At 51.1% G+C, this 20509-nt stretch carries 28 protein-coding genes; 13 read left to right on the top strand and 15 right to left on the bottom strand.

Annotated elements, in window-relative coordinates; genetic code table 11:
• The first annotated feature begins 39 nt into the window (after window positions 1-39).
• The 6 genes from NBH07_RS05475 to NBH07_RS05450 are packed head-to-tail and all read left to right on the top strand — an operon-like array spanning window position 40 to window position 3580.
• Complete coding sequence (locus NBH07_RS05475) at window positions 40-639, top strand: hypothetical protein (protein ID WP_094582485.1); 600 nt, start codon at window positions 40-42, stop codon at window positions 637-639.
• On the top strand, window positions 636-935 hold the full coding sequence (locus NBH07_RS05470; protein ID WP_032934309.1) for a hypothetical protein: 300 nt from the start codon (window positions 636-638) through the stop codon (window positions 933-935). The genes NBH07_RS05475 and NBH07_RS05470 overlap by 4 nt, the downstream gene beginning before the upstream one ends.
• A complete protein-coding gene (locus NBH07_RS05465; protein ID WP_034530589.1) occupies window positions 911-1120 on the top strand; it encodes a hypothetical protein in 210 nt (69 codons plus the stop codon). The genes NBH07_RS05470 and NBH07_RS05465 overlap by 25 nt, the downstream gene beginning before the upstream one ends.
• 13 nt (window positions 1121-1133) lie before the next feature.
• On the top strand, window positions 1134-2153 hold the full coding sequence (locus NBH07_RS05460) for an LPD29 domain-containing protein (protein ID WP_250833484.1): 1020 nt from the start codon (window positions 1134-1136) through the stop codon (window positions 2151-2153).
• 10 nt (window positions 2154-2163) lie between these two features.
• The gene (locus NBH07_RS05455) at window positions 2164-2865 is read left to right on the top strand and encodes a hypothetical protein (RefSeq protein ID WP_008778537.1); all 702 of its coding nucleotides are present in this window, start codon (window positions 2164-2166) and stop codon (window positions 2863-2865) included.
• 1 nt (window position 2866) lies between these two features.
• Window positions 2867-3580: a hypothetical protein gene (locus NBH07_RS05450; RefSeq protein ID WP_008778538.1), complete on the top strand. Its 714-nt coding sequence runs from the start codon at window positions 2867-2869 to the stop codon at window positions 3578-3580.
• A 57-nt stretch (window positions 3581-3637) separates the two neighbouring features.
• Here the strand turns inward: NBH07_RS05450 and NBH07_RS05445 are convergent, their stop codons facing one another.
• Window positions 3638-3982: a hypothetical protein gene (locus NBH07_RS05445; protein ID WP_008675239.1), complete on the bottom strand. Its 345-nt coding sequence runs from the start codon at window positions 3980-3982 to the stop codon at window positions 3638-3640.
• A 331-nt stretch (window positions 3983-4313) separates the two neighbouring features.
• Here NBH07_RS05445 and NBH07_RS05440 point away from each other — a divergent pair, with 331 nt between their 5' ends.
• From NBH07_RS05440 to NBH07_RS05410, 7 genes are all read left to right on the top strand, one after another.
• A complete protein-coding gene (locus tag NBH07_RS05440) occupies window positions 4314-4604 on the top strand; it encodes a DUF4120 family protein (RefSeq protein WP_007838816.1) in 291 nt (96 codons plus the stop codon).
• A 281-nt stretch (window positions 4605-4885) separates the two neighbouring features.
• Window positions 4886-5164 carry a hypothetical protein gene (locus NBH07_RS05435; protein ID WP_008675235.1) on the top strand — a complete coding sequence of 93 codons (279 nt, stop codon included), beginning with the start codon at window positions 4886-4888 and terminating at the stop codon, window positions 5162-5164.
• Entirely contained in the window at window positions 5151-5957 is an 807-nt protein-coding gene (locus NBH07_RS05430) for a DUF4121 family protein (RefSeq protein WP_008778542.1), read from the top strand. The genes NBH07_RS05435 and NBH07_RS05430 overlap by 14 nt, the downstream gene beginning before the upstream one ends.
• A 1-nt stretch (window position 5958) precedes the next feature.
• The gene (locus NBH07_RS05425) at window positions 5959-6726 is read left to right on the top strand and encodes an N-6 DNA methylase (RefSeq protein ID WP_250833483.1); all 768 of its coding nucleotides are present in this window, start codon (window positions 5959-5961) and stop codon (window positions 6724-6726) included.
• A 12-nt stretch (window positions 6727-6738) separates the two neighbouring features.
• Entirely contained in the window at window positions 6739-7968 is a 1230-nt protein-coding gene (locus tag NBH07_RS05420; RefSeq protein ID WP_008778544.1) for a hypothetical protein, read from the top strand.
• Between the two features lie 12 nt (window positions 7969-7980).
• Window positions 7981-8862, top strand: a complete 882-nt coding sequence (locus NBH07_RS05415) for a hypothetical protein (RefSeq protein WP_008778545.1) — start codon at window positions 7981-7983, stop codon at window positions 8860-8862.
• Window positions 8863-8887: 25 nt separating this feature from the next.
• Window positions 8888-10042 (top strand): hypothetical protein, encoded by a 1155-nt coding sequence (locus NBH07_RS05410; RefSeq protein ID WP_008675228.1) that lies wholly within the window; start codon window positions 8888-8890, stop codon window positions 10040-10042.
• A 68-nt stretch (window positions 10043-10110) separates the two neighbouring features.
• Here the strand turns inward: NBH07_RS05410 and NBH07_RS05405 are convergent, their stop codons facing one another.
• From NBH07_RS05405 to NBH07_RS05340, 14 genes are all read right to left on the bottom strand, one after another.
• A complete protein-coding gene (locus tag NBH07_RS05405) occupies window positions 10111-10590 on the bottom strand; it encodes a glycoside hydrolase family protein (RefSeq protein ID WP_008675225.1) in 480 nt (159 codons plus the stop codon).
• Between the two features lie 5 nt (window positions 10591-10595).
• The gene (locus NBH07_RS05400) at window positions 10596-10895 is read right to left on the bottom strand and encodes a hypothetical protein (RefSeq protein WP_008675223.1); all 300 of its coding nucleotides are present in this window, start codon (window positions 10893-10895) and stop codon (window positions 10596-10598) included.
• Window positions 10892-11368, bottom strand: a complete 477-nt coding sequence (locus NBH07_RS05395; RefSeq protein WP_008778547.1) for a DUF3872 domain-containing protein — start codon at window positions 11366-11368, stop codon at window positions 10892-10894. The genes NBH07_RS05400 and NBH07_RS05395 overlap by 4 nt, the downstream gene beginning before the upstream one ends.
• 19 nt (window positions 11369-11387) lie before the next feature.
• Entirely contained in the window at window positions 11388-11966 is a 579-nt protein-coding gene (locus NBH07_RS05390; protein ID WP_008675220.1) for a conjugal transfer protein TraO, read from the bottom strand.
• Window positions 11963-12877 (bottom strand): conjugative transposon protein TraN, encoded by a 915-nt coding sequence (gene traN / locus NBH07_RS05385; protein ID WP_008675218.1) that lies wholly within the window; start codon window positions 12875-12877, stop codon window positions 11963-11965. Before traN ends, NBH07_RS05390 begins: the two co-directional genes overlap by 4 nt.
• A gap of 62 nt (window positions 12878-12939) precedes the next feature.
• On the bottom strand, window positions 12940-14238 hold the full coding sequence (gene traM / locus NBH07_RS05380) for a conjugative transposon protein TraM (protein ID WP_008778548.1): 1299 nt from the start codon (window positions 14236-14238) through the stop codon (window positions 12940-12942).
• A complete protein-coding gene (locus NBH07_RS05375) occupies window positions 14213-14488 on the bottom strand; it encodes a hypothetical protein (protein ID WP_008778549.1) in 276 nt (91 codons plus the stop codon). The genes traM and NBH07_RS05375 overlap by 26 nt, the downstream gene beginning before the upstream one ends.
• A complete protein-coding gene (traK, locus tag NBH07_RS05370) occupies window positions 14485-15108 on the bottom strand; it encodes a conjugative transposon protein TraK (RefSeq protein WP_008675212.1) in 624 nt (207 codons plus the stop codon). Before traK ends, NBH07_RS05375 begins: the two co-directional genes overlap by 4 nt.
• Before the next feature lie 48 nt (window positions 15109-15156).
• Window positions 15157-16170, bottom strand: a complete 1014-nt coding sequence (traJ, locus tag NBH07_RS05365; RefSeq protein ID WP_008675211.1) for a conjugative transposon protein TraJ — start codon at window positions 16168-16170, stop codon at window positions 15157-15159.
• A gap of 3 nt (window positions 16171-16173) precedes the next feature.
• Complete coding sequence (locus tag NBH07_RS05360) at window positions 16174-16803, bottom strand: DUF4141 domain-containing protein (RefSeq protein WP_008778550.1); 630 nt, start codon at window positions 16801-16803, stop codon at window positions 16174-16176.
• The gene (locus tag NBH07_RS05355; protein WP_034530620.1) at window positions 16800-17156 is read right to left on the bottom strand and encodes a DUF3876 domain-containing protein; all 357 of its coding nucleotides are present in this window, start codon (window positions 17154-17156) and stop codon (window positions 16800-16802) included. Before NBH07_RS05355 ends, NBH07_RS05360 begins: the two co-directional genes overlap by 4 nt.
• 8 nt (window positions 17157-17164) lie before the next feature.
• On the bottom strand, window positions 17165-19690 hold the full coding sequence (locus NBH07_RS05350) for a TraG family conjugative transposon ATPase (RefSeq protein WP_008675208.1): 2526 nt from the start codon (window positions 19688-19690) through the stop codon (window positions 17165-17167).
• A complete protein-coding gene (locus NBH07_RS05345; RefSeq protein ID WP_008780752.1) occupies window positions 19687-20013 on the bottom strand; it encodes a DUF4133 domain-containing protein in 327 nt (108 codons plus the stop codon). The genes NBH07_RS05350 and NBH07_RS05345 overlap by 4 nt, the downstream gene beginning before the upstream one ends.
• A 4-nt stretch (window positions 20014-20017) precedes the next feature.
• Window positions 20018-20320 carry a DUF4134 domain-containing protein gene (locus NBH07_RS05340; RefSeq protein ID WP_227211379.1) on the bottom strand — a complete coding sequence of 101 codons (303 nt, stop codon included), beginning with the start codon at window positions 20318-20320 and terminating at the stop codon, window positions 20018-20020.
• Between the last annotated feature and the right edge of the window lie 189 nt (window positions 20321-20509).

Raw genomic sequence — 20509 nt, 5'->3', positions numbered from 1 at the left:
GGCAATGAATCTGGTATCAACAATCAAATGGAAAGAATCATGAAAAGATATGACATAAGAGTAAGGTATTCCTTCGAGGGCACTTACACGGTAGCGGCAGAAGACCGCGATGAAGCAAAAAGAATGGTAAATGACGATTGCGGTCTTGTTTTGGGCGGCGATATCCACACGACACGCGATGACGATGAAGTGTTGGACTGGGATTTCTGTATCCATCCCGACACGCGGATTCTCTCCTTGCAGGAAAGAGGCGGAAAAGGAAGTTTACCGTCAGAAGCCGTTGATTTCAGCGGCAGGATCAAGGAACTGCGGGGGGACATCATCGACGCGATACGGCAGTTGCTCCATGCTCACTGCATGAAAGAAATTCGTCTTCCGGAAGAGGATTATGATCCGGTCTGGGTGATATGGTTTAGCAAGAACGGAGAACCATATGAATGCAGGGTGACAGGACTCCGGGTAACGGCGGACAGCCTGACCGTCCTTGCCGAAGAGAAAGAAAGCGGTGACGAGGTGCAGTGTCACAGCCCGTTTGAACTCGGCGCAAAGAACATAGACTGGCTTCATGAGATGTATGAGGCTGTGTGGTATCAACTGAGAGAAACAAACAATGTAGAATCACAAATAGAAGAACCATGAAATATCAAGCGGAAAATACCGTCTCCAGTTTCTTCTACTACATGTGGAACGCCTGGAGCGAGGAGGAATGCAAAGCCGTGTATGGCGGCATGTACCCGCATTTCTGGGAAAAATGGTGCGTGGCGACAGACAAGGGCACATTCGGCGCGGCGGAACGGTTCTACCTGGAACTCTCGGAAGACAACCGCAGGATTCTGGTGGAACGGGCCGTCTCGATATATGACGGACGACACTTCAGAAAAAGGAACAGTAACCCCAAAAATCAAACAGTATGCGAGGAAACATTATCAGTCTGATCGGCAGCTCATGCAGTTGCAGTCAAACGGAAGCACAGGAATACCTGGACTCCGAAATCCGGTACCTGCGCGAATTGCAGGAGGTGGACGACTTGAGAGAAGATGACATGGAAACGGCCTGTCTCAACCTCGGTCTTGACCTTGACTACCGGGAATATTTTATCAACCGCCTCGCAGGGGCATAAAAAACTTATGGCTATGACTTATTTTCAGAACATACACTCTCTGGCGGACTTGAAGAAAGAATACCGCCGGCTGGCATTGGAGCACCACCCGGACAAGGGTGGCGACACTGCAATCATGCAACAGGTGAACACCGGGTTTGGAAGGCTTTTTGAGGCTTGGAAAGACAAACCAGATGTCTTTGCGACTTCAACCGGATATGAATATGACTATCCGGGAGCCACGGCAAAGGAATACACTGAGTACGTGTATAACGAATACCGCTGGAAAGGCCGCAATTACAAGGGACAGCACGCACCGGAAATCGTGGAACTGATACGGGCATGGTTCAGGGAGACCTATCCGGGATACAAGTTCTCTGTCAGACGGGAGAATTGCCACTCCATCCATATCCGGTTGATGAAAGCGGATTTCGAGGCGTTCACCAAAGAGTCCGGAAAAGTTCAAGGCGATGTCAACCACCATCATATCGCTTCAGACAAATCATTGACGGACAGGGCAAAGGATGTAATGATGAATATCTACGATTTCATCATGTCGTACAATTTCGATGACAGCGACCCCATGACGGACTATTTTCATACCAACTTTTACCTGACGCTCGGAATTGGAAGTTACAAACAGCCGTACAAGGTGGAACCGCCCAAACTCGGCAGCAAAGACAAGCCGGAGGTATTCAAGCATCCGGAAGGTCCGGCACACAAGGCAATGCTGCGGGCATTGGGCAAAGCGCGTTTCGGCTTCATCGAAAGCCGGAAGTATGCCGGGGAAATAATTCTAGGGGAAGACTGTTTCGGCTCACGGGGCGAAGTCTATTTTTGGCCGAAGGAATATTCAAGCGCAAAAATGGCCCAAAAACGCATCGACAAACTGGAGGAAGCCGGAATAAAGTGCGAACTCACCGGCTATAACGGAGGATACATCCGCCTGCTCGGGTACACCCCTGAGATGAGAGATTCCCTGGAGCGGGAACGTCAGGAGTACGCCGCCGCATATCAGGCATGGCACTCAAAACAGGGTTTGAAAACAATCTGATTCAGAAATTATGGATACAAACAATTTGGACAAGTGGTGGCACGGACTTCCGGAAAACACCAGACAGGCTATAGGAGACGATGGGATATGGGAAAAACTGGACATGCCATCCCGTTCGGCACTACACCGGTATTCCCTGCTTAGAATTTACGGAACGGCAAAAGACAGGGACGAGGAACGCACGCTGCTCAATGAAATCGCGTGCGGACTGGGCGACCTTGCCCTTGTCTGTAAAAACGGCATCGCGTTGGAAGAAATGTGCAACGGGAACGGGGAATTTTACGATGAATACCAGGATCAGTTCAATATATTATATGACAATTACGGACACATACTAGAAAATATAAGCTGGCCGGACTGGATCGGACATACAATTCCGACAAACAGGGAACTGGTCCGGTTATTGGAACATCACGGTTACAAGCGTATGGAAATCGATACCGACAGAAGAATCCCGAAAACTTTCTATGTTTTCCGTCGTGGGTTGCACATCAACGCAAGCGAGGACTTGTCTTACCACATCGTACCGCAACAGGACAGTTTCGGACTGGGGCGTTTTGCGGTATGCGCTACCAAAGAGGGTGAAAGCTCCCAGCTGGGAACTGACTGTGCCCGGCTCTTTTTGAGGCGCTTCCTTGCCTTCCTGAAGGGTGAAAGAAGCGGAAAAGAGATTATAGATGTAATATGCAACAACCAACAAACTGAACGATAGTATGAAAGCAAAAGTATTCAAGTACAAGTCTGACGGGAATACCGTCGTGGCTCCTTATATGGAACTGGAGCCGTACGCAGAGAATGTATATCTCTCCCTGTCGAGAAAGAACGAATATGGGAATGAGGACGATGACTGTTTCCATGTGGTCTGCCGGATTGAAAACGTTTATTTTTCCAGCGGGCAGTATTCACGCCGGTTCCTCAAAGGAGAAGGCCGCAGGGAGGAAGCCGCCGCCTATTGCAGGAACTGGATTGCGGATACGCTTCAGGGCGCGGAAAGAGGAGCCTTCGTCAGATTGATCTCCATCCGTGTGTTCAATGCCCTCGGACTCGACACCGCACCCTTGCTGCAAGCCCGTGAGGCATACAAAAGGAAGCAGGAACATAAACGCAGGGAACAGGAGGAGAAAGAGGCGGAAGAGCGCAGAGCGCGGGAAGAGCAACATCAGCTGCTGCTCGATGAACAGAAACAGAAATTCCTGGACGGGGAACGGATCACGGGAGGAATGTTCCTTGAAATCACCGGAAGGGATGGTTTTGACATCCATATCAGAACCAAAGGGACATTCAACAGGCATGTAAGAGGCATTGACAGGAACGGAACCATCAGTTTCCGGAAAATCAAGGGCCGCCGGACACCGAACTTTACCGGATGCCATAAGGCCGTGCCCGCCTATCTTGCGTTCATAACAGAAAAAGAGGGCAAACAATAAAATCCGGGACGGTAACGGCTTGTTCCATGCGGCTGTTACCGCTACCATCTTCCGACCTCACAACTCACGGTTCAGCGCCATTGCCAGCGGAAACATAAACTGGTTATAGGCTTTAAGCTTTTGTAGGTTCAGCACATATCCGGCATAAGGGTTGGTCAAATCGGTGTAGAAGAATACATCGGTAAATCCTGCATGTTCTTCCACAATTTCACCCTCCAACGGAATTTCCTCCACATTGAACCGCTCCAGAGGCAGCTCTTCCAGACGGGCATGCTCCACATTGCCCAATACGTTCAGGTTGCGGTTAAACAGCACGAACCCTTTCTTCCTGTAATCCACACGCATACCATACGGACGCTCCACAAGGAAAGCATCCGCCGCTTTCTTTAGATAGTTTTCCATAATCCTGAAATTAGAAATTGCAAAAATACAGCATTTGTCCGGCAATGGCGAACAAATCAGGAAGATTATCTAAGGAATCCACACAAAATCCCACAACAAAAAACAACCGTATATTTTATTTCCCACCCTGCAAAGATAGTCCCGCGTCCTGTGTACCCGTACAAGGTCAGGCCCCTTCGGGGTTGGCTGAAAGAAAATCATCCTCGCTTCGCTGCGGTATTTTCTTTCGCCAAACCTTGCGGGTACGGCCACGGGACTGTCAGGCAGGCGAGAAATAAAAATACCGGCTCCCGGAGCCGGACGTGTTTAACAGATAAAAATACAATGAATCATGAAAATCCTGAATGAAGAACATTTCGAGAATGTAAAGCGCTATGCCGAATCCATCGGTGACACCTCACTTCAAAAGTGCTTGGAACGGTTGAAGAGTTGGGAGGGGAATCCTGACTATCCCAGTGAGATTTCACTCTACTATGACCATGCCCCATACTCGTTCGGCTTTACCCAGCATTATGCTGATGGAAGAATAGGTATCGTAGGAGGTCTGCTCTATCATGGAATACCTGACAGATCGTTTGCCGTAACATTGCAGCCGTTCCACGGATGGCAGATACATACCTGAAAAACATGAAACTTGACAATGGACGAAAAGCAGACTTCAGAACAGAGAATCCGAGGTCTGCTTTTTCATTTCTTGCTGTAAAGATAGCCGTTTTCCGGGCTGATTGTGCAAGGCGGCCCCTTTCAGGGGCTGGGTTGGCTGAAAGAAAATCATCCTCGCTTCGCTGCGGTATTTTCTTTCGCCAAGCCTTGCCGCAATCCCCGGAAAACAGACTGGAAAGACATCAAGAAATAAAAATGCCTACCCATGTAGGCCGATGTTTTACTTAAAAAAGAACAGATATGGAAACACTGGATTATAACCGGCTGCTGCTTGTCTCTCTCTGGCAATACAACCACCATGGGGATGAAGGGCTGACTCACGCACTTTTCGAGGAAACGTTCGGAAAGATCTATGGAAGTCACTGTTACGAAAAATGGACCGGCTGCTTCAAGCAGAATCTCTGGGACATGATTGCCTATTTCAGAAGTGAGAAGGAGAACGGACAGAAGTTCTGCGACATGGTTGCCCGTCAGGTCAAATTGTACCAACAAAAACGATCTCAATATGAAGTACGCTAATTTTTATGACCTGGAAAGTCTGACTCTGCTCAACAGGCATGAAGGGTGTGCCTGCTCCATAAAGGAGTGTGATGTGGAGAAGGTGAACCGGCTGATTTCAAGGATGCGGCAGGACAGGGAAAGAGTCAGTTTACCGACCGCAGGAGATGTCGTCACTTATATCACCCGTGGCGGTGACTATTATCCGCAGGCACACATTGAAAGGGGCGATGACCGGGAAGTCCATATTTGCCTTCTCCCACAGACACCTTTCTGCCATGAAAATGAAAAGTGTACCGGTTACAATACGGAAGGAGGCCCTTGGGTTATAACCGGTCCGGAATTGCTGCTTCCCGATGGCATACGCAGCAAACAGTTCCGGATGTGGGGGCATACCGGAAGGCACAAGAACGGTGCCGTCCTCTTCCACACATTCGTCAGGGCTTGGAAATACACGGAACCCGATCCTCTGTACGGAAAGTACACCACAAAAGAATGGACGAGATACATCATCGAGTGTCAGCCGGATATTGAACCGGCTGATGCCTTTGTCTATCGGAATGAGGCATTCACCCTTTACTCGAAGGAAGAACTGGAGCGGCTGGTCGGGATTCTGCACGGAAAGCTTTTCAACGGATTCCGTCCCGGTCTGTTCATACTCTGGGCATACCGTATGGAATGGAAGGAACTTCCCGCATGGGAATGGAACATGCTGAAAGCGGACACCCATCTCTCTTTCCTTGGCATTTCTCCCGTCAGGATACAGACTGACCATAAAAGACATATAGTAACAATCTATAAAAAATCAGAGTAATATGGCACCATACAACACACCGCAGACGATACGTCTGCTTGAGAAAATGATCTGTGATTTCGCCTATTCGAACGGCTACGATCCGATATCCGTTTTCAACGATTTCCTGCGTTATGTCATTCACGGGTTCTCTCCCGGCGCACCGCCTCTTATGGATTGGAAATACAAACGGCAGCAGAACAGGCATTTTATGGAGATGCTTACCGGATGGATACGGCTCATGCAGCGGGAATTGCAATCCGGCGGATGGTTTGATGCGTTCGGTGACCTCTTCATGGCAATATCTTCCAAAATCGGTCGTCAGGTGAACGGACAGTTCTTTACCCCGCCGGATATCTGCGACCTGATGGTCTTATGTACCGATTCGGGGGAGACAGCGACAGGAAAACGTATCTGTGACCCGACATGCGGAAGCGGAAGGCTACTGCTGGCATATCATGTACGCCACCTGGGTAATTATCTGGTTGCAGAAGATGTCAACCGTACCTGTTGCCTGATGACCGTTTGCAACATGCTCGTACATGGCTGCATAGGTGAGGTCATCCACCATGACAGCCTCTTCCCCGAAAACTTCATGGACGGCTGGATGGTAAACCATACACTGACTCAGACGGGCATTCCTTCCATTCGCCGGATGAGCGAGGAGGAATATCGGACAAGCAGGAACATGTCCGTTGACCTGCTCAGAAAGCGGAAAGAGAAATTGTGCCAAATGCAGCCGGACAAGAAACAATTGCCATATAAACATAGCAGAATTTATAAACAATAAACCGAATGATGTATGAAACTGAATGTTAGCAATGAATTGAAATCCCGCCTGATGCATGCGGCGGAAAACGGAAGTGTGATAGCCAAAGACATCCTTTTGGAAGTAAAAAAGAACGTACCGGTGGAAGAGATCATACGCGGTACCTACAACTGCTTCTCCACCAAGCGCAAGCGGACGGAAGCGGGTACATTCAAGAAAATCCGGATCGTGTTCACGGCCTGCAGCAAGGATCTGGCCCATCCCAGTTTCCCGGACCGGAACAACCCGCAGGCACCCTGGTTCCCGGAGAACCGGACAGTTCTGGAACCCTCCACGTTTGTTGAACTGTTCAAGAACCTGCCCAAGTACTCACCCTACGAAATCAATTATTTCTGTAGCGCCCTCTCATTGGACAGCAAAGTCACGGTCAGGCTGCATGAAAGCATGAACGACTTCATGGAAGCCTATCTGGAAAGCAACTACAGCCCCATCGCCGACAGTGACACATCCAGCCTGCACAGTTCCTGTATGAGGTATGAGGACAAGGCACGCAACGCCGCTGACTTCTATACCAACTTCGCCGGCGCTAAAATCCTTGTGGCAAGGGACGAGAGCAACAACATACTCGGACGGGCTGTCGTATGGAACGAGGTAATATTGTGGAAATCAATAAACACACCGATTGCCGCCTCCCTGCTGGACCGCATCTATTCCTCACACGCATTCGTCGCCGAACTGATCCGCAAGCAGGCGCAGGAGGCAGGCATCCTGTTGCGACGCAGATACAACGATTATACACATACAACGGATTTCACCGTACTGAATCCCATTGAGGGGCAGGAATGGGCGGTCGGAGACAATATACAGGTTTCATTGACGGTGAAAGTGCCCGCCTGCAGGTGGCACAAGAAAGGGGTGCCTTACCTCGACACGTTCTACAGTCTTCATCTGACGGAAGGCAATCTGGAACTGAGAAATACGGAGGGCGACACGAGCATAGCCTCCTGCCGGAGCACGGAAGGGTGCGCAAACAGGAGAAAATATGTATGTCCCAAATGCGGAAAGATACATCCCTTTCCGGATATGGCATTCTGCAAGAATTGTCAGGACATGTTCTATATATCCACCGTATTCGGAAAAGTATTGAAAGGCACGTCGGTGGAATACAAGGGAAAGAAATATCCGTCCTTCCTCTTCAAGAAGGGACGTCCCGTACCGGAGTTCAGACGGTACCTGCAAATCGAAAAGTTGTTCATCTCCTAAAAAGTCAGTATCATGGAAAAATTAATGGCTCTTTACAACATCTCCTCCCCCTCCGGTAAGGAGGGGAAGATAGCCGGGTTCATCATCGGGGAACTCAGGCGGATGGGGATTCCTTTCCGGCAAGACCGGTACGGAAACATCTACGCGGTCAAAGGCAACCGGGAAAGCTACCCCTGTGCCGTGGCGCACATGGACGAGGTACACCGGCGCAAGACAGGCTCCTATGCGGCCCATCTTGTGGCGGACTCTATGATTGTGGGTTATGATCACAAGCGTAAACGGATGACCGGAATCGGCGCGGATGACAAGAACGGCATCTGGATCTGCCTGAAATGCCTGGAGGATTTCAAGGCGGTGAAATGCGCCTTCTTCGTACAGGAGGAGGTAGGATGCATAGGCAGCGGCCATGCCGATATGTCCTTCTTTTCCGATTGCCGTTTCGTCATCCAGTGTGACCGGAAAGGGAACGGGGATATGGTAACACAAATCAACGGAATGAAGCTCTGCTCCAATGACTTCATTTCAGCTATCGATTTCCGGAGGTACGGCTACAAGCCTGCACAGGGGCTAGCTACGGATGTGGCGGCATTGAAAAGGAACGGGCTGGAAGTATCCTGCGTCAATCTCTCCTGCGGATATTATGAACCTCATACGGACAACGAGTACACCATCCTGGCGGATCTTTGCAAGTGCTACAGGTTTGTCCGGCACATCATCTGTTGCCATAAGGAAACCAGCACGCATATACCGGAAACGGAAAGAAAGCCCTTCCCCGGATATTATGAACTGTTCGGACCGGCCGGATATAGCGAAAAGGATTATATCCGTCTGTCAAAAGAGTACAGATCTGAATTTACTAAAACAAGCAAGACAAGCCATAAGAACAAATTGTAATTTATCAACTTTAAAAACAAAAAATATGGAAGCAACAGTCATGCCGGCCACTGCACCGGTACAGAAACAGCAGGGACTCAACCAGGTAGTCATCAACAAGGTACGGAGAATGATAGAAGACAGGCAGGGGGATGTCATGGACACCATCAACCGTCTGCTCAGCGAGGGACGGATCGCGCAGGATTTCATCGCTCCCATCGGGGTAAGCCAACGTAGCAAGGAACGCCCCGTTATCTCTTTCAAAGCGGAAGGAAGGGTACAGATGGCAATGCCCGAAGGGAACTTCAACCTGCACGGCAACGCCATAAGCCAGATTTCGGAGAAGATGGGCATTCCCGCCAAATACCTGCGCGAGCTTTCCGCCGGGGATGTTTGGCAGAAACAGTTGTGCGCCACCATCCTGAACGAGCATTCGGGATGGACCGAGCGTACACGGGTACTGATACGGGCGGTAGGAATGGAAGTCCGGGGCGTATTGTCGGACTCCTACCGTCGGCTGAACTCAGTGGATATCCTGACCGCTTTCATCCGTGAGGCGGGAGGACAGGGAGCGGTCGTGTCCGATGCCTATATGAACGACACGAAAGTATGGTGTGAGACAATCCTGCCCACTCCGATAGAGATACCCACCCGTAAGAACGGAACGGTCATCATCTTCGCAGGAGCACGCTTCTCCACATCCGACTATGGCAACGGATCGGTCGATATGCGGTCGTTCCTGCTCAACGGGGCGTGCCTGAACGGGATGGTCAGGGAGTCCGTCATGCGGCAAATACACCTTGGAGGCCGACTGCCGGAATCCCTGTCCCTCTCCCAAAAGACCTACGAACTGGACACGCAGACCACCGTATCGGCTGTTTCCGACCTGACCAAAGGACTGTACAGCAAAGACACCATCATGCAGAAGGCCATCGAAATTCAAGGAGCATCGGAAATAGACGTGGATTTCGACAAGGAACTGAAGAATCTGGTGCAGAAAGGTGCCTTGTTGAAAAACGAGGGACGTGAGGTCGAGAAACTGCTAATGAACAACAATCCTGACGACGGAGTTACAGGCGGGGCCACGCTATGGAAACTGACACAGGGAATCACCGCCTTTGCAAGGGAACAGCAGCCGGAACGCTGCCGGGAACTGCATGAAATTTCGGGACAGCTGATGAACCGGGTAAAGATAAATTAAGAGTGGCTAAGACTAAAGCCGTGAACGACGATGGCCAGCATCCGTTCACGGCTTTGCATAATTTCAATCTAAGGTATATAGAACAGTTCAAACTCCTCTTTTCTTCTCCTCTCTATGCTTGGAATGACTTTCCCCTGATAACAGCGGAACGATATATATTCCCTGTAAATATCCCGGTCGCCACTTTCCAGTTTTTGAATCAGTCTGCTTTTGGGTATCTTCCCGTTTCCAATCAGACGGTAACAGCCCACATTAAAACCTAACAGACTTAAAAGAAGCGAGTCTTTTCCATATTTACGGAATACCTTCAGGCACCGTTCAAGGTCGCATCTCAAAAGTGAGTCCGCCTGCGCCTCGCTCAGGTTCTCGGTCAGCTTCTCATGGGGGAGCAGGCGGTGTCCAAAACCGATGTAAGGCATTTTCCCCCGATGCCAGCCTTCCCACCGTTTGATGTTGGAAACCGCCTTTTCCAGCATGGAGGGCGGATCTTCGGCACGAACATTCAAAGTGAACGGCAGTACCATCAGAATAAACAAAAGTTTCCTCATTCCGTTCAATTCCTTACCTCCACATCCAACGTGCAATACGTATGTCCATCCCCGTAGCTCCACCTTCTTCCCGTTACGGTCACCACACTTTCCGCCAGGTATTCCGCAAGGGACTGCCGTTCCGTTTCCGCATTCTTTTCAAAGCAGTGACAGGCCGGTGTCGTTTCCAACAGGTTGCGGGAGGACTTGTCGAGCCGTACCGCGTCAATTTCGAGCCGGTCCCCCATATTGGGAATCCGGTCGGCCGATTCCGACAGCTGTACCTCATGGGCCATTCCCGGTATGTACAAATACAGGTATGTCATGGTTGTACCTCCTTTCCATGCGTATCATCCTTTTCAGCCGGAGGGGTGTCATCTGCGTTGAAGTCATAACTCAACCTCTGCAAATTCCCCCAGTTATCCTCAAAATAAAGGTCGATGGTCTGTGACGCATCCGCACTCTGCGAGGTATAGTACAACCGGAACCTCAGTTCATTTAACAGGTAGCGGTCATTGGGTTTCAACACCGTACCGTCCTCCATCTTTAAGCTGCCTTTACCGTCCGGTTGGAAATATCTCAATGTATAGACTGTTCCGGAGAAATTTCCCTCCGCTTTAATTTCCAGACGGATTTCCACCGTCTCACCATCAGCGATCTTACCGACTACCGGCATCGACTCCACCGTAAACGGGTATTCCTGCTGAACGTCCAGTTCGCTGTCACAAGAAGCAAGAGAAAGACAGGAAACTGCCAGGCAGCATATAAACGTCATAAAGTCAACGATTTTTCTTTTCATGGGTATATGGGTTTAAAAATTAGAGAATGTATTTGATACCGATTCCATACTGGAAGTGGGCATGCGTGGAAGCGCTGCCCCAAAGGATACGTTCACGAAGCCGGAGCAGCAGCACTAAACGGTCAGACAGGTAGGTCTCTGCCTCCAACGTTATCGCACCACCATAGATAAAGGATTCGCATTGTCCCAGCGTGGCACCGTCATACAGCAGTCTTTTCCCCCCGTTCACCGATTCATAGCCCAGCATCGCCGAACCGCCAATGCTTAAGAATACCGTTTTATTAGGGGAGGAAAAGATATTATAATAATATCCGCCTTCACCGGTATATTGCACTAAAGGGATAGAACCGTCACGATAAGGCGTATTGCGCTTCAGTACCTCGCCGCCCAGCACCCACTGGTTTCTCTTTTTTGCATAAGTGGAAACCGCCAGCCCGAAAGAGAAACCGGCATCCGGCTTATTCGCCTTGCAGTAAAAGCCGTCCGTCATTCCTGCCGTGAGACTGACGCCCTTCATTTTTGGAAGACGGCGTTGTGCTCCCGCCTGCCCTGCCAGAAGTACCAGCAGCGCAAAGGTGATATATAAATACCTCTTCATCGCACTTGCAGCTCATTGATAGTTTCCGCACGCACCAGATCCTCGTTGTCCACCTCAAAGATCTGATGACGGCCGCCTTGTTTCTCATACATTTCCACTACCAGTTTCTTATCGTCGGGAATGGTGAACTTGGGCAGGGCAAACACGGTACGCTCGTCCTTCTTTCCCTCCACACGAATGACATAGTTGAACGCACGCAGCGGATAAATCACCTGTTCCTGCATGGCGGTACGCCTCACTATCTTCTTGTCCACTATCTTGAAAGTCACGAAATCCACGTCAAACGGCACATGGGTGGCATTTCTCACCTCGGTATGGAAATAGAGCAGGTCTCCATGCGTATAAAGTCCTTTGAGCAGGAACCGTACCCCGAAGCGCTTGCAGCCGATGTGTTTGATCCAGTGCTTGTCCTGCTTGTGTACGGATTTCATGATCAGACGTACCAGACGCGGTGACTCACTGCCCAGCTCCTGCAAATAAATTTCCATCGCGTTGTTCGGGCGGTTCACCGTCTCCCCGTCATGAATAAAATCACACATCTCCACATTAAGCAGCAACGGTTCATCGGCATACTTGACATTGAAGGTGTAAAAATTTCCGTCTTCCGTGATCACGCTCATATTCGTCTCATTACGAAAATGCTTTCTGGCCGCTTTCACACGGATCACATTTTCCGCGCCGTCCGCCTTGCCGGCAATCAGGTTGGTGGAACCGAGGTCCACATACTTGATGGGAGAGGGGAAAATCACATGTACGGTCTTGTCGTAAGTGATTTCCAGACCATGCGGAGGTATCATCCGGCTGAAGCCTATCTTGCGGCTCAGCCCCTCGAAATAATCTCCGCCACTCTGCTGCGCGTACGCAGCCATGAAGCCCGTCAGTAGGGCAAACATCATCAGAATCTTTCTCATGTCCGATTATTGTTGGTTGTTTGTTGAATAATTGGTTTCTGTTTTCTCGTCTGTATACCGTTTCATTGTTTCGGAGAGTGAAGCAGCAGCCTGTGTCCGGCTTTCAGCGTGACCTTGACCGTGCGCATCTTCTTGGTGATGTACTGTGACACGCCCTGTATGACGCCTTTACCCAGATCCGAGGCTGTCTGCGCTCCCGCGTCGGTGGAGATGCTGATGCTGCTTCCCATCGAACCGCCCATGCCCGCCGCTATTTCACGCACGGCATCATACTCCAGTGAGTTGGGTATCAATATTCCTTGCTGACCGTCCGCATCATACACTTCCAGTTCCACCGGAATGACGGTTCCTTGATATTCCACATTGGTGATGACAATATCCATGCGTTCTCCCTGGATCCGTGTTCCGCCTGTCAATACCGTTCCTTTGGGTATGAGGCGGTCGTCCACTGCCATCGCTTCCAGCAGGCGGACACGCAGGGCTTGTCCGTCCGATACGGTCTGCGTGCCGTGCACACAGGCGGCAATGGTATTACGGTCCGATACCGGTGTCCTGCCCACCGGCGTATGGAAACCGGTGTTCCTTTCTTCGGACACTCCGGCTATGAAGTCCCCGTCATTCACCGGTTGCACCAGGGAAGATACCACTTCTTGTCGTATCCGCTTAACCGGCTTGACCGATGTCCTGTCTTTCCGGTCATCCGTAGGGATAACGGACGGTGTCTGTTTGCCGTTGTACCGGGCCGCCAGTTCGTATGACTTTTCCATCAGGGCCATCTTTTCCTCCAATGACTGTTCCTGGGACGGTTCCATGTTCTGTCTTTTTTCCAGTTCCTCGATACGCCGGAGCAGTTCCTCCTCCCGGGAGGTTTCCCGTGGCGTGTAAATGGTCGTAAGCGAGCGGTTCATGTCATGGTAGGCAGAGGTGGAGGAACGTACCGGATTATGCGTCTGTACGGTTTCCGGTACGGATGGCAGTTCAAGGTTCACTCCGCTGTCCACTGACGGTACGGTGTCTTTCCGGTCCTTGTTCCGGTTGAACAGTTCCGACATTTCCAGGAAAGTGTCTTTCCGTCCTCTCTCTTTCTTCGACAAGGCTTCCCGCTCGTAGGCGCTGACCTTGTTGCCTTCCATACGGCTCTCTTCGGGAGACGGGATCTCGGTATTGAATCCCCTCTCTTTCTCCGCCTCCGCTTTTTCCTTTTCGGTCGGACTGTATATCAACAGGACAATCCCCGCGAATATCAGGAAGAAGAGCGGATAGACGGCGAACTTCATATACCGGCGCTTCTCTTGGAGAGTCAACGGCCGGTCGCTTGGAAATCCCAGCTGTTTTTTAATCTTCTGGATATCTATTTTCATCGGATGGGGTGTTTAAATTGATTGTACTTTTTTCCGGTCGCAAGTCAAGCGGCCGGACATATTCTATTTTCATCTTTCCCCTAGGCTCTCCCAAGCCGGATAGCGAAGCGAGGATGGCATGGAGGCAGGCCGTCAGAAACAAGAGGAATGCCGTGGTTGTCACGATCTTCCGCTGTTTCCTTGTCAGGCGGTGGCAGAACAGCCGGATACAGCAGTCCATACGTCTCAGGTGTTTTTTTTCTTTTCTCATCGTTCCGTGCTTCTGATATCCCTGTTCTCTAGAATGGTAAACTGTTCGATGATGAACCCATTCGGATTGTCGTCCGAACGTCCCGTATTCTGGAGTGAGCAGGTGGTGACCAAACTGCGCTCGGTCACGTTGCTCTCACGAATTATCATCTGACGGGCATACGTCCTCGCCTTGTAAGGGTAACGGGCAAAATCACACACCACGCTGTCCACATGCACCACCTGATTGATGTTGCCCGATATCAGGCGGTTGTAATATCCCTTCTCGGCAAAATCCACATAATAGTGGTAGGCGCTCTTGTCCGCCAGTTGCAGGGCACGGTCGATGTTGTGGCTGATGGCCTCTTTCTGTGGAGAGAGCGAGAAGAACAGCTCGTGAAAGCGTCTTACGTGTTCCCTCGCCTCGGCAGGACGATTTTGCGAAAGATCCTGCGAAAGGGCCATCATCAGCGACTTACCCCCGTCCAGTACATAGATTTTCTCACGCTGCCTTTCGGCGAAGCGGTACGAGCTCCAAAGCGCGTAGCCGGTGACAAGAGTGCAGCAGCAGATAAAAACGGCCGCCATCATACGGATGCGGCGGAAGCTGCTCTCAATGTTGGTCAAAGACTTGAATTCCATTTCTCGAATGATTGGTTTGAATGAATAAACAAATATTTCCGGCAAGGCTTATTTGCCTCTCAACCGTCCTCCGATATTTCCCAATACGGCACCGCCCACTCCTGCCGCAAAACTGCCGGTTTTCGTGGCGGTACGGTTCAGGTTGCGGCTGAAATTCCCGGCTCCTCCCGCCTGCACGATCCAGCCCGCCACCGTCGGAACGGTAAAATACCCGATAATCCCGATAAGCATAAAGATGATATAGACACTGTTCGAGTTGTCTATCGAGTAGTCAGGATTGTTCTGCAATTCCTGGATGTCGTTCTGGAGCATCAGCACCTGGAGTTTGGCGAGCAGGGTGCTGAACAGATCGCTGACCGGAAGCCACAGATAGACGGAGATATACCTCGTGAACCACTGTCCGAGTGTGGACTGGAAACCGTCCCATACGCTGAAGGCGAACGCTACCGGTCCCAGAATGGAGAGCACGACCAGAAAAAAGGTCCTCACGGTATCTATCAGCAGCGACGCCGCGGCGAATATCAGTTCCAGCAGGCTGCGGAACGTGTCACGGATCTTCTTCTCCAGGTTATACATGCCCACCTCCACGTACATACCCAGCCGGGAGGCGGTATCCACGGTTGACCAGCCTAACTCGTCTAGCTGCCGGTCGAACTCCTCGTCACTCACCAGATAGGCGGTTTCAGGATTCCGCAGCATGGCCTCCTTTTCCAGCTCCTCCTTCTGCGCCCTGTATCGCTCCATGTCCAGCGTTTGCCCCTCAAGCATCTTGTGCGTACCCTGCACAATAGGACTGAGCACGGTGTTCAGCGTGCCAAGTACCAGTGTGGGAAAAAGCAGGATACAGATGCCGATAGCGAAGGGGCGCAGCAGGGGATACACGTCTATCGGCTCGGCACGTGCCATCGACTGCCATATGCGTACGGCGACATAAAAGAGGGCGCCCAGCCCGGCAAGCCCCTTGCCCACGTCCATCATGTCCTTGCAGAGGGGGAGCATATCTTCATACAGGGTTCCCAGTATGGTATGCAGGTTGGCAAAATCTATCGTCAAAGGTACCATGGGCTACCAGTATTTGGAGGTTTCATTTCCATAGAGCCGCATCACACGTTCCATATCGTTCTTTTTCCTGGCACGGAGATAGCTCACGGCTATGTTCTTGTTAGTATAATAGCTCACCAGATTGCGGTAACGGCGCATTTCGTAATAACAGTTGTCCACCACATCCATACGGTCCTTGTCGGTCATGGAGAGCGTGCTCACGTTGATGACCTGTTTGAGGTCCTGCAACACGCCGTTGCTCTCCTCCAGCAGGCGGGTGTAACCGAAGGCGATGGCGTCCAGCTCGCGGGACGAGAAGTTGTCGTCGTTCATCATCTTTTTGAAGTTCGTCACATAGATGTCGGACACATCGCCTACCATCAGGATGATGTCACGCACCTTGCGGGCGTCCTGTATCAGGTTGTTCACCGCCTTTAACTGGTCGTAGTACTTCTTGGCCTGCTCGTAGATCTTTACCGTCTCCGCAAAATTGTCGGCCGTATTGACCGCCGTCTTGGAGGTATGGGCGATGTTGTCCGACATGTTGATGATACTTTGGGCCAGATTTCCGGGATCGGTCACCACCCATTGCGCCCGGGCCATGTTCCCGCCCAGCACAAGCATTATCCCGATCAGGAATGTCCTCGCTCTCATGGGCGTTCCTCCTTCCGTACATAATCCCCGTTGGGTGAGAAAGTCAGGATATCCGTCTCCTCGTTGTAGGATACATCGATACGGTACCCCGTATTGATAAAGAGGTTGCCGTTCTCTTCCACCAACAGGTAGGTCTGCGGCCTGAGGCGGCGTGTCTTGCCACTACGGGCGAATACCGTCACCTTGTAGGCCTCTCCTTCCTTATATACCAACACGTCCGGTTTGCCGTCCACACTGGTCCACGATCCGCAGAGTCTGTCACAGTCGGTACCACCGTCCGCACAACTTTGCAATACCAGGGCGGCCATGCCGATCAGGCATACCGCCAGTCTCATAAGGGGTTTGTTTCTCATAATCGTTTTCATTTTAGGGTTGATCTTTGTCCTTGTTCCTCTCGCATTTTCTCTGCCAGATGGCGGACGGCAAGTTCCAGGTTGCCATCCAATCTTTCTGCCAGCCGCTGTACTTCCATCTTTTCGGACTCCTCGGTCGTGAACGTGTAATATTCCTCCCCGCTCACTTCCGTGGCATATACTGCCGAGTGGGTTCCGCCAAGCCCGATCCACACTTCCCGGTAGAACCGCCCGGGATGGTTCGCCTGATTGATGGAGAGTATCTGCCCTTTTTCTTTCTCTGTCAGGCCGAGAAGCCGCTGGATGTGCTCGAACTTGTTCATGTATTTTCGTTGGTCAAGCAGGATTTTACAGTCGGAATTGTTGATGATGGCCTCCTTCACGATAGGGGAACTGATGATGTCATCCACCTCCTGGGTTACCACTACGGCCTCGCCGAAATACTTTCTGACCGTCTTGAAAAGGTATTTGATGTACTCACTCATATTGGCGGACATCAGGGCCTTCCAACATTCCTCTATTAAAATCATCTTGCGGATCCCCTTGAGCCTGCGCATCTTGGCGATGAAGGTCTCCATGATGATCAGCGTCACCACGGGAAGCAGTACCTTGTTGCCACTGATGTTGTCCAGCTCGAACACGATGAACCGTTTGCCTGTCAGGTCCAGCTCCTTGTCGGAATTCAGCAGGAAGTCATAGTCTCCGCCCTTGTAAAAAGGTGCCAGCACGTTCAGGAAACCGTCAATGTCAAAATCCTTCTCACGCACCTTTTTCTCCTCAATCATTCTCCTGTAGTCATCGGCGACAAACTCGTAGAAACCGTTGAAATCCGGTTTGATACCCTGGTTCTCCGAAATCATCCGGATATAGGCGTTCACCGCCCCGGAAAGGGCCACCTCCTCCGAACGTTTCGGTGCCTCGTCCTCCCGTTTCCACAAGGTCAGGATCAATGTCTTGATGCTTTCCCGTTTCTCCACGTCAAACAGTCCGCAATCCGTATAGAACGGATTGAAGGCTATCGGGTTGTCCTCCTCGTACGTAATGTAGATCCCGTCCTCCCCACGGGTGCGGTCGTGAATCATGCGGCACAATCCCTGATAGCTGTTGCCCGTATCTACCAGCAGGATATGTGTGCCCTGCTCGTAATATTGCCGGACCAGATGGTTGGTGAAGAAGGACTTCCCGCTGCCTGAAGGACCGAGGATGAACTTGTTCCTGTTGGTGATGATTCCCCGTTTCATGGGAAGGTCGGAAATGTCCACATGTACCGGAATCCCGTTCTGACGGTCCGCCATACGGATACCGAAAGGACTGGGTGAGTTTCTGTAATTGGTCTCTCCGGAAAAGAGGCATACCGCCTGTTCCAGGAAGGTGTAAAACGACTCCTCGGCTGGAAAATCACCTGCGTTGCCGGGAATACCCGCCCAATAGAGGACCGGCATGTCAATAGTGTTATACCTTGGCGTGCATTCCATCATGGCCAGCTGGCTGCCCGTGTCGTTCCTGACGCGACGGAACTCATCCGCATCCTCGGCCCAGGCGATGACGTTGCAATGGCATCTGACGGGAAGCAGCCCTTTGGTATGTGCCTCGTCCAGATACATTTCCGTCCATTCCTGGTTTACGGCGTTGCTCCGGCTGTATCTTGACAGCGAGAGCATGTTACGTGAGTTCTTCTCCATCATCTGCAGGATTTCCTGTGCGTTGTCAATGAACACGTACTGTGAATAGATGTGGTTGCACGGCAGCAGCAGTCCCACCGGCGCTGCGAAGGAGAGGCGGCAGTCGCTGCGGTCCGTGGACATCCTCTCGTAACGCATGTCGGTGGAGAGCTTGCCGGGCAGGTCCTCCGTATCCGAGAGGGTATGCAGGCAAAGCCGCTTGTCTCCGATACGCATCCGTCCGGGCTTGAGGCAGATGTCTTGCAATACGGCACTCTCATCCTCCAGCGAGAGCGAGAGGTATTTCTCCACCAGTCCGGGACGTTCCTTCGTGCCAGTAATCTCGTCCGTTTCCAGACGCCGCAGCCTTATATGCCCGGAATCGTTCATGATGCGTTCGAACTGTTCCACCGACTCCAGAAAACGGGCAGCCGTGTCTTTGTCGGTTATCTCCCTGGGCAGCAGGAATCCCCGGCAGAGGGTGCTGAAATCGCTCCGTTGGCGGCTACGCTCTCGGGTCGTCTTTGTCAAGAACAGGTAGCATCTGTGGTTTAGGTACGGTCTTTCATTGAAATGCAGTTCATAGCTGCGTGTAAGAAAGCTTTGTTCCTCACCATCACTTTTAGAACGGTATGTTTCTTGGATGAACCAATCCTGCTTACAGACGATGCTATGCTCCGGCAGCACCTTCATGGCCTTTATCCAGGAAGAGTGCATAGTCTCATACTCGTCCTCCGTCACCGTGTACAACTCGGGCAGCTCCACCTCGAAAGCCACGGTCAGGTCGGCGTCCTTGCTCACGATGCAGCCGTTCTCTACTGAGAGAAGGGGGAATCTGCGTTCCAGCGTTTCCGCCTTTAAAACATTTCTCATGATTTTTGTTTTTTTCTTTTCGTGAATAATCTGAAGACTCTCTTGCGGTGAATCAGGTAGCGCGGATGGCGTTTTTCGGCCAGCAGCTTCATCAGTCCGTGTTCACCGTAGCGGGCGTTTAACCGAAAAGTCACCCATACCAGTAGGCCGCCGGATATGCTCCCGAAGGGGATGCATATCCATTGGTCCACACCCGCCAGATAGAGGATGACCACCGCAAGGAGCACCATCGCAAGCCCACCAGCGAAAACGAACAGGTATTGAGACTTGAGCCCCTTGAACTCGACGGGATTGCCCGCGCCTTTGTTTACCGGATACCTCATGCCTCTAGAGGAAGAAGGAACGCAGGATGGTGGCGGCCACGATCAGGAAGATACACGCGAAGAACCAGCTGGCGGCTGTCTTCGAGGTATCAGGATCGCCACTGGAGAACTTGCCGTAGGTCTTGATACCGCCCACCAGCCCCAGGACGGCCCCGATGGCGTAGCACAACTTTGTGGCGGGATCGAAATACGAGGTCATGAGACTGGTCGCCGCGTTGATACCGGCAAGGCCCTGACCTTGGCCCTGCGCAAAAACACTGGCGGCAATAACCGCACACATCACAGAAAAAAGGATTCTTCTTTTCATTGTCGAATCATTTAGGTGAGACATAAATTTGAATTCGACAGCGAATGTAAAATGGAATAACGTACTGTAATTCAGTGTTGTCATCAGATGTCATCAAATGTCATCAGATGTCCTAAATGACCATAATAATCTAGTATTGCTATAATTTTTAGACAAAAATTGCTTTTTGTCTTTTTTATACCTATGTTT

Origin of the sequence: Parabacteroides sp. B2-S-102 (genome assembly GCF_023656665.1) — a bacterium.
GTDB lineage: Bacteria > Bacteroidota > Bacteroidia > Bacteroidales > Tannerellaceae > Parabacteroides > Parabacteroides distasonis.
The sequence above is the reverse complement of the archived record's forward strand: the minus strand, read 5'-3'. Positions and strand labels throughout refer to the sequence as shown.